This is a genomic window from Allobosea sp. 05T422_2, from assembly GCF_056396265.1.
In genome coordinates, this window is the sequence record NZ_JBFTLD010000056.1 from 1 (window position 1) to 18203 (window position 18203).

Here is an 18203-nt window from a genome sequence, read left to right on the forward strand (position 1 = left end):
GCGGAGGCGAGCGCCAATGCGAGCACCGTGAGGACGAGGGTGAGGGTGCGCTCCGGGCCGAAGCGGTCGCTCGCCATTCCACCAGCCTGGTTGCCGATGGCCGAACCGATGCCGGAGACGATCAGGGCGGCGCTGAGCCAGGGGCCGCTGATGCCGGCATGGGTCGCGAGGAAGGGCGCGACATAGGTGTAGAGCGTGAAGGCGCCGGTGGTCCAAAGCGCGGTGGTGCCGAGCGCCAGCAGCACATCGGCGCGGCGAGCGACCTGCAGGCGCTCGCCGAGCGAATTGGCGCCGCGCGGCAGGTCGTCAGGCAGGTTCAGGAGCAGCCCGGCGACGCCAAGGGCGCCAATGAACGCGACCAGGAGGAAGGCGAGATGCCAGCCGCCATAGGAGGTGATGGCGGTGCCGAGCGGGACGCCGAGAATCAGCGAAACCGTCATGCCGCCCGTGACCAGCGCGATAGCCCGGCCACGCCGCTCCGGTAAGACCAGCGCGACCGCGAMCGCGTTGGCCGACGGCATGAAGACGCCGGCCGCGAGCGCCATGGCGATGCGCGCGACCATCAGCCAGGCGAAGCTCGCCGCGAAAGCGGCAAGCAGATTGGCAAGGGCGAAGACGCTGAGCGAGCCGGCGAGGACCATCCGGCGGTCGACGTCGCCCAGCAGGGTGGAAAGGACCGGGGAGCCTAATGCATAGGCGACGGCGAAGATCGAGATCAGCAAGCCGGCCGTATCGATCGAGGTGCCGAAGGCGGCCGCCAGATTCGGCAGGATGCCGGTGATCATCAGGCTTCCCGTGCCGATGACGAAGGCGCCGCCGGCGAGCCAGACGAGACGCGTGTCCATTGGACATTCCTTCAAAATTTCAATGATCGTTGAATTTAAGATCGTGTTCGATCTGCTGTCAATCTTAATTTCAATGAACGTTGAATATTGTCAGGAGTGCCGCAATCTCCTATGTCCGGGGCATGAAGCCGATCTTTCATCCCGACATGGACGGCATTGACGCAGCGACGGTCTTTGGCGCGCTTGCCGATCCGACGCGGCTCGCCATCGTCCTGGCGCTGGCCGACTCCGAGGAGTTCGAGGCGCGCTGCGGAAGTTTTACGGATTTCGCCTCCCCCTCGCTGCTGGCCTATCATTTCGCCAAGCTGCGCGAGGCGGGCATAACCCGGGCCCGGGCGGAGGGCACGTCCCGCTTCATCAGCCTGCGGCGCGGAGAACTCGACGGCCGCTTCCCCGGGCTGCTCGACAGCATCATTGCGACGGCGCGGCGCGATCCGTCGCTTCCCCGGTTTTCCGAAGACAAGCTGCTCGCTCCGTAGGGGGCATCAGCCCATCCCGGTCGAAACCGGCTTGCCAATGTTTCGCATCGCTGTTTATGTTATGTTGTAACATAACATAATGGATGCCGAATGGATTCCCGCCTTCCCGTCACCGTGCTCTCCGGCTTTCTCGGGGCCGGCAAGACCACGCTCCTCAATCACGTCCTCAACAATCGGGAAGGCCGCAAGGTTGCGGTCATCGTCAATGACATGAGCGAGGTGAATATCGACGCCGATCTGGTGCGGGAGGGCGGGGGCAAGCTCTCGCGCACCGACGAGAAGCTGGTCGAGATGAGCAATGGCTGCATCTGCTGCACATTGCGTGATGACCTGCTCGCCGAAGTGCGTCGCCTCGCCGGGGAAGGACGCTTCGACTACCTGCTGATCGAAGGCACCGGCATTGCCGAGCCCTTGCCGATCGCCGCGACCTTCGAGTTTCGCGACGAGGATGGCGCCAGCCTCTCCGATCTCGCGCGGCTCGATACGATGGTGACCGTCGTCGATGCCATCAACCTGATGAAGGATTATGGCTCGCGCGACTTCCTGCGTGAGCGCGGCGAGACGGCGGGCGAGGACGACGAGCGCACCCTGGTCGATCTCCTGGTCGAGCAGATCGAGTTCGCCGATGTCGTCGTCCTGAACAAGGTGTCGGATGTCGCGCCGGAAGAGCGCGATCTGGTGCGCAAGATCATCCGGGCGCTCAATCCCGATGCAAAGCTGGTCGAAACCGATTTCGGGCGTGCTCCGCTCGCAGCGATCCTCGATACGGGCCTGTTCGACCATGAGAAGGCGGAGCAGCATCCGCTCTGGTACAAGGAGCTCCATGGCCGCCGGGATCATGTTCCGGAAACCGAGGAGTATGGCATCTCCTCCTTCGTCTACCGCGCCCGGCGGCCATTCCATCCGGAGCGGTTCAACGCCTTCCTGGCGCGCGACTGGGACGGCCTGATCCGTGCCAAGGGCCATTTCTGGCTGGCGACCCGGCCGGAATGGGTCGGCGAGATGAGCCTTGCTGGCAGCGTCTGCCGAACCGAGGCGATGGAGTTCTGGTGGGCGTCCGTGCCGCGCAGCCGCTGGCCCGACCATCCCGAATGGAACGCAATCCTGAACCGACACTGGCATTCGGTCTGGGGCGACCGGCGGCAGGAGCTGGTCTTCATTGGCTCGGGCATGGACCAGCAGGCCATCACCAGCGCGCTCGACGCCTGCCTGCTCGGCGAGACGCCGACCATCAGCTTCAAACCGGAACGCTACCGCGACCTGCCTGACCCATTTCCGGTCTGGCGCCGGGCCGCTGCGGCCTGAGAGATCCGGTCCGCATACCGGCGGACCTTTGCCCTTCGTTCACAGGAGACAACGATGCGTTTTCAGTTCGCAGCGGGAGCTGCGCTTACCCTTGTTCTCGCCGCAGCTGCGGCCTCTGCCCATGATCACGCCACCTTGCGTGGCCGGCTCGTCTTTGCAGATCACGAGAAGCCGGTCGTGCGCGTGCTCGACCTCGACTCCGGCGAGGTGACGCATAGCTTCGATGTGCCGAAACCCAACCCGTCCTTCGCCAGCGCCGAGGGCGGCCGTTTCATCGTCATCAAGACAGGCGACGAGGTTGGCACCATCCGCTTCCTCGATAGCGGACTGCGCTATGAATCTCATGGCGATCACGTCGATGTCGACAAGGGGCCGGTCAGGCTGCTCGACTTCGCCGTGAAGGGCGACCGCCCGGCCCATGTCGTTTCCAGGCATGGGCAGATTGCGCTGTTCTTCGACGGAGACAGGCCCTGGGAGCGCAAGAGCGAGCCGAAGGCGGTGCTGGTCGATCTCAAGAGCCTGGATGGCAAGTCTCCCGTCAGCAAGATATGGCCAAGCCCGGCGCCGCAGCACGGCATTGCCATTCCGCTCGGGCGCCGGCAGTGGCTGATGTCGGTGCCGAATGCGATCTACGCCAAGGGCGAGGACCGCAGCGCCTCGTCTCGGCCGGACGGCTTTGAAATCCTCGAGCGCGGCAAGGGCTGGAAGCGGGTCGCAAGCTTCAACGATCCTGCACGCACTGACGCCTCCTGCAAGCTCTTCCACGGTTATGCCGAGAGCAAGGGGCGCCACGTCTTCGGCTGCAATGACGGGGTGGATGGCGGCGTTCTCGTCCTCGCCCGGGATACGTCCGGGCGCTGGACTGCGCGCAAGATCGCCTATCCCGACGAGCGGCGCGTCAGTGCCATCAAGGCGCGCACGGGCGCGCGCTATGCCGTCGCCAATTACGGGCTGAAGGGGCCATACAATGCGCTTCTGCGGATCGACCCTGCCGCAACCTTGCTCTCGGTCGCGGATGTCCTGCCGGTGCCAGGCGGTCAGCCAGCCTGCCAGTTCGATCTCGACGCTGGTGGCGACCGCCTGGCGAACCTCACACCGGACGGCAAGCTCCGCGTCTATGAAATCGCGCCGGCCTGGCGAGAACTCGCCAGCTTCGACGCGGTACCCGCCTTCGATTGCCAGTACGGCGCGAAATCGCCGACGCCGAGCCTGGGCATCGTCGGGAACAGCGCCTTCGTCAGCGATCCCACGAGCGGTCGTATCAGGGAGTTTCATTTGGATACGCTGAAGCAGGGGCTCGACATGCCGGTCGGCGGGATGCCCGCCAATCTCGCCGGCGGTGGCGATGCCGGCTGAAGGGCTGCGCGGAGCGTTCCGGTCGGAATTCCGGAAGCCATCACGGCACACCGCGATCTGATGACTTCCGGACCTGCGCCGCCTCGCGCCTTGCCTGGGCTGCCTTGATTGAGTGTGCCATGCGGGGCTTGCGCGGGCCTTCACGCGAGCCGGTACTGGCCAGCAGGAAAATGCTGTAGAGGGCGGGGATGCCTCTCTCTCGTCTTCCCCGTCAGTCGCGCCAGATCGTGGCCTATGTTTTCTCCGGTGGCGTGACGGCGGTGGCGCATTATGCGCTGCTGATCGGACTGGTCGAGCTTGGCGGGGTCGCCCCGGTGCCGGCTACGCTTGCCGGTTTCACGCTCGGCGCGGTCGTGTCCTATACGCTGAATCGCTGGCTGACCTTTGACGCTACGCACAGCCACGCCCAAGCGACCTGGCGCTTTGCGCTGATCGCAGCGGGCGGCTTCGTGCTGACCGGCATCCTGATGCATATCTTCGTGACGCGGGCTGGCCTACCCTATCTGCCGATGCAGATCGTCACGACGCTGCTCGTGATGGTGTTCTCCTTCCTCGGCCATAAATTCTTCTCCTTCGCGGATCGCGAAGGCGTCTAAAGCATCGGCCCGAAATGTGGATTGCGGTTTTCGGGAAGGCCRATGCAAACACAAAGGGTTAGATCATCTGTCCGGATACGATTTCCGGGCCGATGATCTAGTGGCGGCTTAGCCCGGATTGCGGGCGCGGAAGGTCATGCGGTGGGGGTTGTGGCCGAAGTTCGGCTGGCGCTCGATCTCGTCGAACCCGCCCTCTCGGATCAAAGTGACGATGGCGGTATCGCTATAGGTCGAGAGCCCGTACTCGGCGCGCAGCTTCCGGTAGTCGGAGAACGCGGTGCGTACGAGCCCGCCGAGCGCGGCAATCAGGAAGCCGCCGCGCCAGGCGAAGGAGAGCAGTTGCGTGGCGTCGGTCAGCGCGCTGACATCGGGTGGAATCACGTCGGCGATGACGAGATGTCCGCCGGGCTTCAGCTTGCGCCGCCAGAGCAGGAGCAACTGCGCCAGCTCCTCGCGGTCGAGATACTGGATCAGCGAGTTGGCGACGACGAGATCGAGCGCGCCGTCGTCCAGTGCCTCGATCTCCTCCGGCGAGACGACGGTGATCGCCGGGATCGCGCCAAAGGTCGCGCGCAGCTTTTCACGCACGCTCGGGGCGGCCTCGCAGAGATAGAGCCTGGCGCAGGCTGCGGCGACGCGATCGGCGGCGAGGGCTTCGCCACAACCGTGATCCAGTACGACCGCCTCGGGCGAGGGGATATGGCGAATCAGGTCKGTGGCGATCTGGCGGTAATGCAGCAGCTTGTGACGGGGCGAGACATAGATCGCGTGCTCGCTGTTCCAGAAATCGCGCCAGGACATCGTCTCGCCGTCATCCGCTCAGTGACGGACACACGGGCGCCCGTTTCGGCCTCAGGACTACGCTGTCGCTGCGGGTATCGGCAACCGCCGATATGGAGTTCGCGCAACACCTCGCCAGTTCCGCATCCTTCTGCCGGCTCGGCATTTCCCTGCGCCGACCGCTCGGCTTAAGGTCGCGCAAGGCTGGGAGGCTTGCATGCTGCTGTTGCCGCGACTTCTGAAACGCTTCGTCAGGCAAGGACGCCTGACGGTGATCACCCCGGACGACAAGCGCCATGTCTTCGGGCCGGGCCCAGGGGCGATCCTGTTCGCAGGTCAGAACAAGACGGCGCCGGCTGTCACCGTGCGCTTCTCGGACGACAAGATCGAGCGGGAGATCTTTCTGAATCCCGAACTGGCCCTGGCCGAAGGCTACATGGACGGGCGGGTGAATTTCGAGGACGGCTCGACGATCCATGACCTGCTCAGCCTGTTCTGGCTGCAGCGCAAGGAGATGCGCAAGCATCCGCTGCAAAAGGCGATCCGCAACATCCGCTTTCGCATCCGGCGCTTCCGCATGCACAACCCGCTCGGCGTGGCCGGCAAGAAGGTCAAGCACCACTACGATATCCCGACCGATTTCTACCGGCTCTGGCTCGACGAGACGATGACCTATTCCTGTGCCTATTGGCATAGTCCGGAGGTCGGGCTCGAAGCCGCGCAGAAGGCAAAACTCCGCCATATCGCGGCCAAGCTGAAGATCGAACCCGGCATGACGGTTCTGGATATCGGTTCGGGCTGGGGCGAGCTCGCGATCTATCTCGCCAAGGCCTGTGGGGCCAAGGTGACCGGGCTGAATGTCTCGCCCGACCAGATGGCGGCGGCGCAGAAGCGGGCCGAAGCGGCCGGGGTCGGCGGCAGCGTCACTTTCATCAACAAGGACTATCGCGAACTGACCGGCAGCTTCGACCGCGTCGTCTCGGTCGGCATGATGGAGCATGTCGGCGTTGCGCATTATCTCGAATATTTCGAGAAGATCCGCGATCTTCTGACGCCGGACGGGATTGCGTTGGTGCACTGTATCGGCCGGGTCGGCCCTCCGGGCTTCACTGGACCGTTCTTCGACAAATACATCTTCCCGGGCGGGTACGCCCCAGCGATGTCGGAGGTATTCGCCGCGGTCGAGCAGACAGGGCTCTGGTCGTCGGACTGCGAGTTCTGGCGCCGGCATTACCACTGGACGCTGGCTGCCTGGCGACAGCGGTTTCTCGCCAAGCGCGAGGAGGTCGTCGGTATGATGGGCGAGCGTTTCGCGCGGATGTGGGAGTTCTACCTCTCGGCCTGCGAGATCTCGTTCGATATCGGGGGAGACATGGTTTTCCAGCTCCTGCTAGGGCCGCACAAGAGCGCTGTGCCGGTGATCCGCGACTACATCACCGAGAACGAGAAGGCTTTGGAGGCGCAGGGTTTCTGAGGCGGGCGACATGCCGTTCCGTAGGGCCTCGGATACGGGTTGGAACATCTCCGCCGGCGCTCAGGCATGGATCCCGGCTCTTCCCAACGGGCTGGCCGCGGTGAGTTCGCATCGTGCCTCGGCCGGCGCTCGTTGGGCTAGCGCCTCAAGCGTCGGTGGCTTGCGTGAAATCTAGCGCCAGAAGCGCTTCGTCATAGAACTGGCCGTTGACGTACAACGCCTTGGACTCGATGCCATAGGGGGCAAAGCCAAGCCGGGCGTAGAGCGAGTGCGCGGCACGGTTCGTCGTCACGACACAAGCTTGGAGCACCAGGACGTGGCGGGCGGCGTGTCCGATGACGGCATCGACGAGGGCGCGGCCGACGCCGTCCCCGCGCCAGCCGGCCACGACATAGACGCCCCAGAGCACGCCCTTGTGGCGCGACTTGGCGGAGGTCGTTGCACGGAAGCCAGCGATCCCGATCAGGTCACCGCTGTCGGAGAAGGCCCCGAAGACCCTGTTGGGTTCCTCGGCCGAGAGGCGCGAGCGGAAGAAGCTGTCCGGTTGGGCGGCCTCTTCGGCGTGGCTCGCGCCGAAGGCTTCCGGCGTGTCGGAAAGCGCAACCAAGCGCAGCGCGCGGAGTGCGACCCAGTCTTCCCCCACCAATGGTCGTACGCGAACGCCAGCGGCAGACGGAGATGATTGAATGGCACTGGGCTGATCACTGGTCATACGCATCCTCGCGGGGCAGGCGAGGAACAGTATCGCAGCGGGCGCCCGTGGGGGAAGCTGGTGCTCTCAGCGCTTCAGATTGACAATCACGACACCGCCCAGCGCCATGACCCCACCGAGGATGCCGAGTGCAGTCGGAGCCTCGCCGAGCCAGAGAAAGCCCATCAAGGTCGCGACCGGTGGCACGCAATACATGAAGTTCGAGGCGCGGCCCGCAGGCAGCCGCGCGAGCATCATCGTCCAGGTCGCATAGGCGAGCAGGCTTGGCACAATCCCGAGATAGACGACGGCAAAGAGAGCTTCGCTCGACGCAGAGGCCGACTGGCTGACGGCATGCGGGAGGAACGGGGAGAGGGCCAGTGCACCCACGACCATGTTCCAGGCCGAGACGGTGAGCGCCTTGTGCCGGGCGAAAAGCGGCTTCTGGACGACGGCGGTGACCGATTGGCAGAGTGCAGCGCCAAGGATGAAGAGGACGCCGGTGCTGAGCTCGATGCCCTGGCCTTCGCCTAATGCGATCAGGCCAATGCCGGCGAAGGAGATCGCGGTGCCGAGCCAGGCGAGTGGCCCGAAGCGTTCGCCGAGGATCAGCATCGCCAATCCGGCGGTGATGATCGGATTGACGTTGATGATGAAGCTCGCGGCGCCGGCAGAGACCGTCTTCTCGCCGAAATTCAGCAGGGTCGTGTAGAGCGCGACATGAACCAACCCACCAAGAAGGAAGCGCCAGCCATCGGACCAGCCGGGCAGGGCAGGGCGCATAATGGCGAGAAAGTTCGCGCTCGGGACGGCCGCGATCGCGAAACGAGCGGCGCCGAGCTCGATCGGCCCTAACGCCGTCAGCCCGGCCCGGATCGCGGGAAAGGCGGAAGCCCAGGCGATCACGGTAAAGGCGACKACGGCGACGGTGGCCGGATCGAGGCTGCGCGGCGTGGAGACGGCTGGGTTGAGCGAGTTCATGTCGAGCCTCGGTGGTCAGGGGTCGACACGTGATAGATACCCGGGCAAGCTGATTGACAAACGAGTAATTCGAGCATGATCTGTGAGCATGGATCACAGCTCCGGATTACCCCCGCTCGACACTCTGCGTGCCTTCGAGGCGGCGGCCCGCTCGGGAAGCTTCTCGGCGGCGGCCGAGACGCTCAACCTGACCCATGGCGCGATCAGTCGGCAGGTGGCCAAGCTCGAGCATTGGCTCGGCACCCGGCTCTTCGCCCGGCAGGCGCGCGGCGTCGCGCTGACGCCAGAGGGCCAGCGACTGATGCAGCGCACGCAGGAGGCCTTCGCGCTGATCGCGGACACATCGGATCGCTGGACCGAGCCGCGCGGTGCCGCGGTCGTGCGCTTCAGCGCGATTCCTTCAGTGTGCAGCCTGTGGCTGATGCCCCGCATGAAATGGCTCGAGAGCGGCGATCCCGATCTGCGCATCGTGCTTCAGGTCGACCATCGCCGGGTCGATCTGGAGAGTGAGGGCATCGACCTCGCCATTCGCTGTGGACGCGGCGGGGCGCCGGGGCGGGTCTCGGTCCAGCTTTTCGAGGAATGGTGTTTTCCAATCRCTTCGCCGGAGCTTGTGCGGAGCATCGGTGCCGGCAAGGCCGCGCGGCTGCTCGACCAGCCGCTGATCCATGATTCCGATGCATCCGGCTGGCGGGCCTGGTTTGCGGCGCAGGGGCTGGATTACCGACCCCGTCCGCAGGATCGACGTTTCGAGGATTACAATCTCGTGCTCGATGCCGCCGCCTGCGGGCTGGGTGTGGCGCTTGCCCGTCCACCGCTGGCGCAGGCGCAGATCGAGGTAGGGCGCGTGGTGGCTGTTGATCCACGCACTGCGCTCAATCCGGTTTCCTACTGGCTCGACCGTCCGATCGGGCAGCCACGCCCCGCAGCCGCTGCACTGGCGACGCGGATCGCGCAAGAAGCGGGCTTGTCTGCGGCACGGCTGACTGCCTTCTTGAAAACGGAAGCAAAGGCAGCTTAGCGCGCCCGGCGTGACGCATCTGTATGCTGCGAAGGCGGTCGCGGGCATCCCAACGATGGGCCATTCCGCGGAAGGGGCGAGATCCGGTCTCGACCCATGCCTGCTTCGGCAGATCTACCCCTTGATGCGGGATCGAATCCGAACTCGGTTCAGTTGGCGATCTTGCGATCGACCAATTGGTAGAAGTCATCCTTGGCGGGATCCGCAGCCAGTTCCGTGGCCAATGGGTCGGAAGGGACGCGCAGGCCGCCCAGATTGACATGAAATGCGCGGGCGAACCTCTCATCTGAAAAACAGATCCGGATCGCCCCGTTGTCGCGCGGCACCGAGACGGCACGATAGGGAATTTCCCACTGGCTGAGCCACGCATCCATGGCATGGAGCCTGGACAGGAAATCGTCGCCCTCAACAGCGATCAGCACTTGATGTGCCCATGATCGCGTGCGTTCGCTTCCTCTACGTTCCATCGCAATGCTCCGGATCGTTCTCTCACGACAGCAGTTGGGAGCTTTTCAGCCGTGAGTTGTGTTGGATAGTAGGATATTGAGATAGGAGCAATGCAAAAAGAGCAAGTTGCTATTTGAACTGGGCGCATTTCCGCCGCGATGTCGTAAGGGAAAACCGCGACGTCGACTGAGAGCGCATAGGCGGATCGGCTCGCAGCAAGCCTCTCCGCCCTCGGTGATCACCTCGCGCTATGGCGTGGTATTCCGACTTCGCCGCGCTGCGACGCCCGCGCCATTTCGAAGCTATCGGCGATCCGGCGTGCCCGTATGATGAAGGCCTGGGCGATGGCAGGCGGACAGAGTTCCTGCGCTGTCGCCTCGAAAAGTTCGAGCCAGCGGTCGAAATGCCTGCCTTCCAGCGGCAGGATCAGGTGCGGTCGCATCGGCCGGCCGCCATAACGACCGGTGCGCAGCATCACGCTGCTCCAGAACTCGCTGATCTTGCCGATATGGTCATCCCAATCATCGACGGCGGCCTCGAATACCGGTCCGATCACGTCGTCCAGCCGCGCCCGACTGTAGAATGTGCGGACGAGCAGGCCGATTGTCGCCTCGTCGAGGTCGGGATGGGCGGTGGCCGGATCGGCAAGCGGATTGTCGGTCATTGTCTTCCTGCGGTCCAGCCGCCGCTGCGCGTCAGGATGTGCTGGCGGCTTGCGGCGAGATCTATGCGGCGTGGTCGATTGTTCAAGCTCACCTGCCATGCCTCGTCACTTGCCATGTCCAATCACCGGCCATGCCTGGACACTGGCCTCGGCTGCGGATCTCCGAGACAGGGTCTGCGCGGGCCGGGCGAGGTGATCGTCTTCCAGCAACTGCCGCATCTCCTCGGCAAGGGCAAAGAACCYGTCGCGGACTGCCCTGGCATGTGGATTGGCGCGCTCGATCGCCATGAAGACGTTCGGCGCATCATGCCGGACCATATCGGTCGCCTGCATCAGGAGATCGAAGCTGGCCGTCGTCATGCGGTGCGGCAGCGGCTCCATCCGCACCAGGATCTTGGCAATCAGATGTGTCAGGCCCTGAACCATGGCTGTTTCGCGGTCATGTGCGTCGGGCGTGGTCATGATCACCCTCAATCCGAGCACCTTGCGCAGGAAGGCGGCGACGCGCGGACCGCTGTGCCCGCGGACCGGGCACAGCGCAATCTTCAGTCCCTTGATGCCGTGACGTGCGCTTTGCGGACCAAACAGCGGGTGAGTGCCGAGAATGTCGACGTCTTCCGGCAGGTCGGCCTGCATGGCGCGCGCCGGGCCAATCTTGACCGAACCGACATCCAGCACCAGCGCGCCCGCCCGCAGATGCGGCCGAAGGGCCGCAATCGCGGTCTGGATCCGATCGACCGGCACGGCGAGGATCACGACATCGCAGGCGCCGACTGTCTTCACATTCGATGGAACGAGGCCCTTGCCCGCTCTGTCGGCATCGGGCGGCCGCTCGGGATCGCAGACGAAGAGCGGAAAATGTGGCTGGAGATGACGAGCCATGAGTCGGCCGAACGCGCCAAAGCCCATGATGCCGATAGACGAGACGGTTTTGCGGGAGGAGTGCATCGCGTTTTTCCTAATGGAGGCCGCGATGCCGGGTGACTGCCTGAATTCAACCGCCAGCGCGGCGGTTGAACATGGGAATGCCACCGCCTTATGAGGACGGGGCGTAATAGTTCCGCGCGAGGAGGCAGGACATGGTCATGGCGCGCTTAAACCGCGGGCCGGTCGGCCTGTCAACTCAGAGCCTGGGGGAATAGTCGGTCAGCACCATCAGGCGATCCTCGATGGCGCCGACGAGGTCGCCATGCTCGATCGCGGTGACGCGTTTGATCTCGGTCCATTCGGGATCGGCCATGAAGCTCGCCCAGCGCGCTGCCYTGGTCTCGGCGTCGGGCCAGGCAAGGATATAGGCGAATTCCGTTCGCGTTGCGCTCCGGGTTTCCCACATCCCCACGATCTCGAAGCCGTGGCGCGCCATGATGCGCGCCGCGTGGTCGCGGAAGCGCGCATGGAAAGCCGCCTTGTTGCGTTCGAAGATCTCGTAGATGCGCAACTGGTGGAGCATCGCGTCGCCTCAGGCTGCGGCCTTGGCCTTTTCGGTTTCCATCAACTCCACGAAGCGGGCGAAGAGATAATGGCTGTCCTGCGGCCCGGGGGAGGCTTCTGGATGGTGCTGGACGCTGAAGGCCGGCCGATCGTCGAGGGCGATGCCGCAGTTCGAGCCGTCGAAGAGCGAGACATGCGTCTCCTTCGCATTGGCCGGAAGCGTCGTGGGGTCGACGGCAAAGCCGTGGTTCATCGAGACGATCTCGACCTTGCCGGTGGTCTTGTCCTGCACTGGATGGTTGGCGCCGTGGTGCCCCTGCTTCATCTTCATGGTTTGCCCGCCAATGGCGAGCGCGAGCATCTGGTGGCCGAGGCAGATGCCGAAAGTCGGAATCTTCCGGTCGAGAAGTTCGCGAATGACCGGCACGGCATATTCGCCGGTCGCGGCGGGGTCGCCAGGGCCGTTGGAGAGGAAAACACCGTCGGGGCTCAGCGCCAGGATGTCGGCGGCGCTGGTTGTCGAAGGCACTACGGTCACCTCGCAGCCGGCCTTTGCGAGCAGGCGCAGGATGTTGCGCTTCACGCCATAATCGATTGCGACGACCCTGTGTGCCGCGCTCTCGCGCTTGCCGTATCCGGCGGGCCATTGCCACGGCGTCTCGCTCCAGTCGTAACGCTGGGCGGCGGTGACCAGCGGCACGAGATCGAGCCCGGCCATGTCGGGCAGGGCGGCGGCCTGCTGCTTGAGACGGGGAAGATCGAAGATGCCGTCGGGATTATGGGCGAGGATCGCGTTCGGCATGCCGTTGTCGCGGATCAAGGCGGTCAGGGCGCGTGTATCGACGCCGGCGATGCCGACGATGTTGCGAGCCTTCAGCCAGGCGTCGAGATGCCGCGTGGCGCGCCAGTTCGAGGGTTCGGTGATGTCGGCATGGATCACGATGCCGCGCACGCCTGAGGACGCCGCGGCGTTCACCGTCTCGGTGTCCTCGTCGTTGACGCCGACATTGCCGATATGGGGGAAGGTGAAGGTGATGATCTGCCCGGCATAGGACGGGTCGGTCAGGATTTCCTGATAACCGGTCATCGCCGTGTTGAAGCAGACCTCGCCCGGCGCTTCAGCGACGGCGCCGAGGCCGAAGCCTTCCAGCACGGTGCCGTTGGCCAGCACGAGGAGAGCGGTCGCGCGCGGTTCTGTCCAGCCGCCGGTGGCGGGGTTTCCTTCGGGAGCGGTCATGTCTATGTCTCGTCCAGGCCGCGACGAGGCGGCAATGTGTGGGGCGGGGCAGCGGCTTCGCGCTCCGCCGATCTGGAACGCGAGCCTTAAAGACGCCGGTCCACGTCGTCAATCGAGGCCTGCGCCGGCCTGATACAAGAAAAGGGAATGACGAACATGACGAGCCTGCGTGAGCGCTTCACCAGCGAGCTGAAAGAAGCGATGAAGGCCGGCGAGAAGGGCAAGGTCGGCGCGATCCGCCTGATCCAGGCCGCCTTGAAGGACAAGGACATCGAGGCGCGCGGCGCCGGCAAGGGCGAGGCCTCTCCCGACGAAATCCTCGCTCTGCTGCAGAAGATGATCAAGCAGCGCCAGGAATCGATCGCGATCTACGACGCCAATGGCCGTCCGGAGCTTGCTGCCGGCGAACGTGCCGAGGTCGACGTCATCTCCGCCTATCTGCCGAAGCAGATGGATGAGGACGAGGTGAAGGCGGCGATTGCGGCTGCAGTGACCGAGAGCGGCGCGGCCTCGGTCAAGGACATGGGCAAGGTCATTGCGACCCTGCGCGCGAATTACGCGGGCCAGATGGACTTCGCCAAGGCGAGCGGTCTGGTGAAGGCTGCGCTCGGCGGTTGATCGCAAGCGAGTGCCGGGGGCGCCGGTGCTGTGGATAGAGCCGATAAGCCGGTCCGCTTGCGGATCGGCGATTGGCTTCCTGTGCGCCAGGCCCCACATAGGAAGCCATGAAGTTCCCCCCATCCGTCCTTGAGGAGATCAAGGCGCGGCTGCCGGTTTCGGCGGTCGTGGGCAAACGCGTGCGCCTCGCCAAGGCCGGGCGGGAATGGAAGGGGCTTTCGCCCTTCAATGCCGAGAAGACACCGTCCTTCTTCGTCAATGACCAGAAGGGCTCCTTCTTCGATTTCTCCTCCGGCAAGAACGGCGACATCTTCAAGTTCGTGATGGAGACCGAAGGGCTCTCCTTCCCTGAAGCGGTCGAGAAGCTGGCCTCCCAGGCCGGCGTGATCCTGCCGACCGTGACGCATGAGGCGCAGGTCCAGGAGGAGAGGCGCAAGGGGCTCCACGAGGTCGTGGAGCTTGCGGCGTGCTTCTTCGAAGCCGAGTTGGCCGCCGAGCGTGGCGTCGCGGCGCGGCGCTATCTGTCGGGCCGCGGCCTCGACGGAGAGCCGAGGAGGCAGTTTCGCATCGGCTACGCGCCGCCAGATCGCTTCGCGCTGCGCGACCATCTGGCGGGCAAGGGGGTCGATGCCGCCTTGATGATGGAGGCCGGGCTGCTGATCCATGGCGATGAGATCGCCGTGCCCTATGATCGCTTCCGCGACCGGATCATGTTCCCGATCCACGATGCGCGCGGGCGGGTCATCGCCTTCGGCGGCCGGGCGATGAGTGCCGAGGTTTCCGCCAAATATCTGAATTCGCCGGAGACACCCCTCTTTCACAAGGGGCGGCTGCTGTTCAACCACCACAATGCCCGCAAGGCTGCTCATGATGTCGGGCAGGTCATCGTGGTCGAAGGCTATGTCGACGTCATCGCCATGACGATGGCGGGCTTCCCGCAGGTCGTTGCCCCGCTTGGCACGGCGTTGACCGAGGACCAGATCGGCCTGCTCTGGCGCATGGCCGACGAGCCTGTGATTTGCCTGGACGGCGACAAGGCCGGGCGCAAGGCCGCGAGCCGTGCGATCGATATCGGCTTGCCGCTGCTCGAGCCCGGGAAGTCGCTCGCCTTCGCCCTGTTGCCGGACGGGCAGGACCCGGATGACCTGGCACGCTCCGGCGGCAAGGTCGCGATCGCCGAGGTGCTCAAGGCGGCGCGGCCGCTGGTCGACATGCTCTGGAACCGCGAGGTCGAAGCCGGGTCGCTCGATACGCCCGAGCGCCGGGCGGCCTTCGAACGTCGGCTGAAGGAGGCGCTCGGACATATCCGCGACGAGGTGACGCGGCGCCATTATCGCATCGAGATGGAAGAGCGGCTGTCTCAGCTCTTCACCAGTGCTGCTCCTGCCCGCGCCGAAAGGAATTTCGGTGGAGGCGGGCAGCAACGGGGGCGGGGCGGCGCCGGCAATCGCGGGCAGGGCGGTGGTGGCGGCGGTGCGAACCGCCAGGCCGTGCCGCTGAGGGCAAGCTCGCAGCTTTCGCGCTCGCGCATCGTGTCGCAAGGGCGCGGCGAGGATAAGCGCGAGGCCTTTATCCTGCTGGCGTTGGCGAGCCATTCCGGATTGATCCTGCGTTGCGCCGATGAATTGTCGGAGCTTTCGCTCGACGGCATGGCGGCCGAGCGTTTCAGGCAGGTGCTGCTCGATGCCGCCTTCGGCGACGGGCTGGATCAGGATGCCCTGGCGAATCGGCTCGACCAGCCAAGGGTCCAGGAAGCCAGGGCTGCGCTGATGGCCGTCACAGGTCCGGCCGAGCGGCTGAAACTCGCCCAAGCGGCTGATCCGGAATCAGTTTTTGAATCGATTCGTCAGGCAATCGTCTTGCATCATCGGGCGCGAACGTTACATAGCGAGTTGAAGGCAGCCGAGCGCGCACTGGCTGACGAAGCGACTGAAGCAAATTTCGCCTGGATCAAAGACRTCAAGGCCCGGCTCGAGAACCTCGAGGGCACCGAGGCCATGGCAGGTGATTGATCGGAACATAGCTTTCGCTGTCGTCGTCACTGTCGCACGGGGCATGGGTGGTTCACGATTCCTAAGGAGGATCGGGTCCATCTGGTCGAGATGATTTGGGTGGGGTGAGCGCGCCGGACCAGCGGCCGCGCCGCCCTTTTATGCGTCGACATGGGGCACTTCGCGCCTCCTGCCACGCGAGAGTGCGGAGCGCTGATTGATGGCGACTAAAGCGAGCGAACGGGAAAAGACCGATCAGGTCGCACCGGAAGCCCCCCCGACCACTGATGGGCCGCTGCTGGATCTGACGGATCAGGCCGTACGCCGGATGATCAAGCTCGCCAAGAAGCGCGGCTATGTCACCTATGACGAACTGAACGAAGTCCTGCCTTCCGAGGAATTCTCCTCGGAGCAGATCGAGGACGTGCTTGGCCAGCTCAGCGAGCAGGGCATCAACGTCGTCGACAACGAAGATCCCGAGGCCGCCGGCGAGGAACGCGCCCAGCGCGGCAAGGACGGCGGCGGCGACGACGAAGAAGGCGAGGGCGATCTCGTCGAGACCTCCCGTTCGGCGCTGCCGGTCGAGGTCAAGCGCAATCTCGAGCCGACCGAGCGCACGGACGATCCGGTCCGCATGTATCTGCGCGAGATGGGCTCGGTCGAGCTCCTGTCGCGCGAAGGCGAAATCGCGATCGCCAAGCGCATCGAGGCCGGCCGCGAGGCGATGATCGCCGGGCTCTGCGAAAGCCCGCTGACCTTCCAGGCCATCATTATCTGGCGGGACGAACTCGTCGACGGCAAGGTTCTGCTGCGCGACATCATCGATCTCGAAGCCACTTATGCCGGTCCCGACGGCAAGAATCCGGTGCAGTTGCCGGGTGAAGAGGGCGAAGAAGGCGAAGGCCAGCCGGCAGGCGGCGCCCCGGCCTTCGGTGGCGAGGGTGGCGAACCGCCGCCCGAGATGGATGACGACGACATCGAGAACAACGTTTCACTTTCGGCAATGGAAGCCGAGCTGAAGCCGCGCGTGCTCGAGACCTTCGATTCGATCGCAGACAACTACAAGAAGCTGCGGCGTCTGCAGGACCAGGATATCGCCAACCGGCTGGAGAACACCAAGCTCTCGCCGTCGCAGGATCGCAAGTACAAGAAGCTCAAGGACGACATCATCACCGCGGTGAAGTCGCTCTCGCTCAACAACAACCGCATCGAAGCGCTTGTCGAGCAGCTCTACGACATCAACAAGCGCCTGATCTCGCATGAGACGCGCCTGCTCCGCCTGGCCGAAACCTATGGCGTCGCGCGCGACGATTTCCTCAAGCAGCATGTCGGCGGCGAGCTCGACCCCAAATGGGTCCTGCGCGTCTCCAAGCTCGGTTCGCGCGGCTGGCGCGAATTCGTCGGGTCCGAGAAGGACCGGATCAAGGAGCTGCGCGAGGACATCCACACGCTTGCCTCCGAGACCGGCCTGGAGATCCAGGAATTCCGCAAGATCGTGCTGATGGTCCAGAAGGGCGAGCGCGAAGCCCGGCAGGCGAAGAAGGAGATGATCGAGGCCAATCTGCGTCTCGTGATCTCGATCGCCAAGAAGTACACGAATCGCGGCCTGCAATTCCTCGACCTGATCCAGGAGGGGAATATCGGCCTGATGAAGGCGGTCGACAAATTCGAGTATCGTCGCGGCTACAAGTTCTCGACCTAYGCSACGTGGTGGATCMGGCAGGCGATCACMCGCTCGATCGCCGATCAGGCSCGCACCATCCGCATCCCGGTGCACATGATCGAKACGATCAACAAGATCGTCCGGACCTCGCGCCAGATGCTGCACGAGATCGGCCGCGAGCCGACGCCTGAGGAGCTGGCCGAGAAGCTCGCCATGCCGCTCGAAAAGGTGCGCAAGGTGCTGAAGATCGCCAAGGAGCCGATCTCGCTGGAAACGCCGATCGGCGACGAGGAAGATTCGCATCTCGGCGACTTCATCGAAGACAAGAACGCGATCCTGCCGATCGACGCGGCGATCCAGTCGAATCTGCGCGAGACGACGACGCGGGTGCTGGCCTCGCTCACGCCGCGCGAGGAGCGTGTGCTGCGCATGCGCTTCGGCATCGGCATGAACACCGACCACACTCTCGAAGAGGTCGGCCAGCAGTTCTCGGTGACGCGCGAGCGTATCCGTCAGATCGAAGCCAAGGCGCTGCGCAAGCTCAAGCACCCGAGCCGGTCGCGGAAGCTGCGCAGCTTCCTCGACAACTGAACTCAGCACTCGGGATCAGGGAAGGGCGGCGCG

18 protein-coding genes are annotated in these 18203 nt (G+C 64.5%); 9 read left to right on the plus strand and 9 right to left on the minus strand.

The window, feature by feature from the left end; all coding sequences use genetic code 11:
- On the minus strand, positions 1-845 hold an 845-nt coding region (locus tag AC1DJT_RS12730), incomplete at its 3' end, for an MFS transporter (RefSeq protein WP_476834172.1).
- A 122-nt stretch (positions 846-967) separates the two neighbouring features.
- On the opposite strand from AC1DJT_RS12730, the gene AC1DJT_RS12735 reads away from it, so the two are divergent.
- The 4 genes from AC1DJT_RS12735 (at position 968) to AC1DJT_RS12750 (ending at position 4581) form a co-directional block, all read left to right on the plus strand.
- Positions 968-1324 carry an ArsR/SmtB family transcription factor gene (locus tag AC1DJT_RS12735; protein ID WP_476768557.1) on the plus strand — a complete coding sequence of 119 codons (357 nt, stop codon included), beginning with the start codon at positions 968-970 and terminating at the stop codon, positions 1322-1324.
- A gap of 90 nt (positions 1325-1414) precedes the next feature.
- Positions 1415-2629 carry a zinc metallochaperone GTPase ZigA gene (gene zigA, locus AC1DJT_RS12740; RefSeq protein WP_476768558.1) on the plus strand — a complete coding sequence of 405 codons (1215 nt, stop codon included), beginning with the start codon at positions 1415-1417 and terminating at the stop codon, positions 2627-2629.
- 54 nt (positions 2630-2683) lie between these two features.
- Positions 2684-3985, plus strand: coding sequence for a hypothetical protein (locus tag AC1DJT_RS12745; RefSeq protein WP_441489405.1), 1302 nt, complete (start codon positions 2684-2686; stop codon positions 3983-3985).
- 188 nt (positions 3986-4173) lie between these two features.
- Positions 4174-4581, plus strand: a complete 408-nt coding sequence (locus AC1DJT_RS12750) for a GtrA family protein (RefSeq protein WP_441505268.1) — start codon at positions 4174-4176, stop codon at positions 4579-4581.
- A 108-nt stretch (positions 4582-4689) separates the two neighbouring features.
- On the opposite strand, the gene AC1DJT_RS12755 is transcribed toward AC1DJT_RS12750, so the two are convergent.
- Entirely contained in the window at positions 4690-5382 is a 693-nt protein-coding gene (locus AC1DJT_RS12755; protein WP_476768559.1) for a methyltransferase domain-containing protein, read from the minus strand.
- Between the two features lie 196 nt (positions 5383-5578).
- Between AC1DJT_RS12755 and AC1DJT_RS12760 the strand changes: the two genes are divergently transcribed.
- Complete coding sequence (locus AC1DJT_RS12760; protein WP_476768560.1) at positions 5579-6835, plus strand: class I SAM-dependent methyltransferase; 1257 nt, start codon at positions 5579-5581, stop codon at positions 6833-6835.
- A gap of 145 nt (positions 6836-6980) precedes the next feature.
- Here AC1DJT_RS12760 and AC1DJT_RS12765 read toward each other — a convergent pair whose 3' ends face one another.
- A complete protein-coding gene (locus AC1DJT_RS12765; RefSeq protein WP_441505271.1) occupies positions 6981-7547 on the minus strand; it encodes a GNAT family N-acetyltransferase in 567 nt (188 codons plus the stop codon).
- Positions 7548-7613: 66 nt separating this feature from the next.
- Positions 7614-8507: a DMT family transporter gene (locus AC1DJT_RS12770; protein ID WP_476768561.1), complete on the minus strand. Its 894-nt coding sequence runs from the start codon at positions 8505-8507 to the stop codon at positions 7614-7616.
- Between the two features lie 88 nt (positions 8508-8595).
- Between AC1DJT_RS12770 and AC1DJT_RS12775 the strand changes: the two genes are divergently transcribed.
- Positions 8596-9528 carry a LysR family transcriptional regulator gene (locus AC1DJT_RS12775; protein WP_476834173.1) on the plus strand — a complete coding sequence of 311 codons (933 nt, stop codon included), beginning with the start codon at positions 8596-8598 and terminating at the stop codon, positions 9526-9528.
- Between the two features lie 149 nt (positions 9529-9677).
- Here the strand turns inward: AC1DJT_RS12775 and AC1DJT_RS12780 are convergent, their stop codons facing one another.
- The 5 genes from AC1DJT_RS12780 to carA form a co-directional block, all read right to left on the minus strand.
- The gene (locus tag AC1DJT_RS12780; protein ID WP_441489398.1) at positions 9678-9995 is read right to left on the minus strand and encodes a hypothetical protein; all 318 of its coding nucleotides are present in this window, start codon (positions 9993-9995) and stop codon (positions 9678-9680) included.
- Between the two features lie 218 nt (positions 9996-10213).
- Positions 10214-10639, minus strand: a complete 426-nt coding sequence (locus tag AC1DJT_RS12785; RefSeq protein WP_441505273.1) for a group III truncated hemoglobin — start codon at positions 10637-10639, stop codon at positions 10214-10216.
- Positions 10640-10744: 105 nt separating this feature from the next.
- A complete protein-coding gene (locus AC1DJT_RS12790; RefSeq protein WP_476834174.1) occupies positions 10745-11587 on the minus strand; it encodes a prephenate dehydrogenase/arogenate dehydrogenase family protein in 843 nt (280 codons plus the stop codon).
- Between the two features lie 175 nt (positions 11588-11762).
- Positions 11763-12089, minus strand: a complete 327-nt coding sequence (locus AC1DJT_RS12795; protein WP_476834175.1) for an NIPSNAP family protein — start codon at positions 12087-12089, stop codon at positions 11763-11765.
- A 9-nt stretch (positions 12090-12098) separates the two neighbouring features.
- Complete coding sequence (gene carA / locus AC1DJT_RS12800) at positions 12099-13307, minus strand: glutamine-hydrolyzing carbamoyl-phosphate synthase small subunit (RefSeq protein ID WP_441505276.1); 1209 nt, start codon at positions 13305-13307, stop codon at positions 12099-12101.
- Positions 13308-13454: 147 nt separating this feature from the next.
- Between carA and AC1DJT_RS12805 the strand changes: the two genes are divergently transcribed.
- The 3 genes from AC1DJT_RS12805 (at position 13455) to rpoD (ending at position 18170) form a co-directional block, all read left to right on the plus strand.
- Positions 13455-13925, plus strand: a complete 471-nt coding sequence (locus AC1DJT_RS12805) for a GatB/YqeY domain-containing protein (protein WP_441505277.1) — start codon at positions 13455-13457, stop codon at positions 13923-13925.
- Positions 13926-14032: 107 nt separating this feature from the next.
- Positions 14033-15937 (plus strand): DNA primase, encoded by a 1905-nt coding sequence (gene dnaG, locus AC1DJT_RS12810; RefSeq protein WP_476834176.1) that lies wholly within the window; start codon positions 14033-14035, stop codon positions 15935-15937.
- A 199-nt stretch (positions 15938-16136) separates the two neighbouring features.
- Entirely contained in the window at positions 16137-18170 is a 2034-nt protein-coding gene (gene rpoD, locus AC1DJT_RS12815) for an RNA polymerase sigma factor RpoD (protein WP_476834177.1), read from the plus strand.
- Positions 18171-18203: the final 33 nt, after the last annotated feature.

What these genes read in the sequence shown, in the direction of transcription:
- AC1DJT_RS12780 (WP_441489398.1), bottom strand. Translation starts at nt 9,995, where the DNA reads ATGGAACGTAGAGGAAGCGAACGCACGCGATCATGGGCACATCAAGTG.
- AC1DJT_RS12805 (WP_441505277.1), top strand. Translation starts at nt 13,455, where the DNA reads ATGACGAACATGACGAGCCTGCGTGAGCGCTTCACCAGCGAGCTGAAA.
- AC1DJT_RS12750 (WP_441505268.1), top strand. Translation starts at nt 4,174, where the DNA reads ATGCCTCTCTCTCGTCTTCCCCGTCAGTCGCGCCAGATCGTGGCCTAT.
- AC1DJT_RS12735 (WP_476768557.1), top strand. Translation starts at nt 968, where the DNA reads ATGAAGCCGATCTTTCATCCCGACATGGACGGCATTGACGCAGCGACG.
- AC1DJT_RS12785 (WP_441505273.1), bottom strand. Translation starts at nt 10,639, where the DNA reads ATGACCGACAATCCGCTTGCCGATCCGGCCACCGCCCATCCCGACCTC.
- carA (WP_441505276.1), bottom strand. Translation starts at nt 13,307, where the DNA reads ATGACCGCTCCCGAAGGAAACCCCGCCACCGGCGGCTGGACAGAACCG.
- AC1DJT_RS12760 (WP_476768560.1), top strand. Translation starts at nt 5,579, where the DNA reads ATGCTGCTGTTGCCGCGACTTCTGAAACGCTTCGTCAGGCAAGGACGC.
- AC1DJT_RS12765 (WP_441505271.1), bottom strand. Translation starts at nt 7,547, where the DNA reads ATGACCAGTGATCAGCCCAGTGCCATTCAATCATCTCCGTCTGCCGCT.
- zigA (WP_476768558.1), top strand. Translation starts at nt 1,415, where the DNA reads ATGGATTCCCGCCTTCCCGTCACCGTGCTCTCCGGCTTTCTCGGGGCC.
- AC1DJT_RS12745 (WP_441489405.1), top strand. Translation starts at nt 2,684, where the DNA reads ATGCGTTTTCAGTTCGCAGCGGGAGCTGCGCTTACCCTTGTTCTCGCC.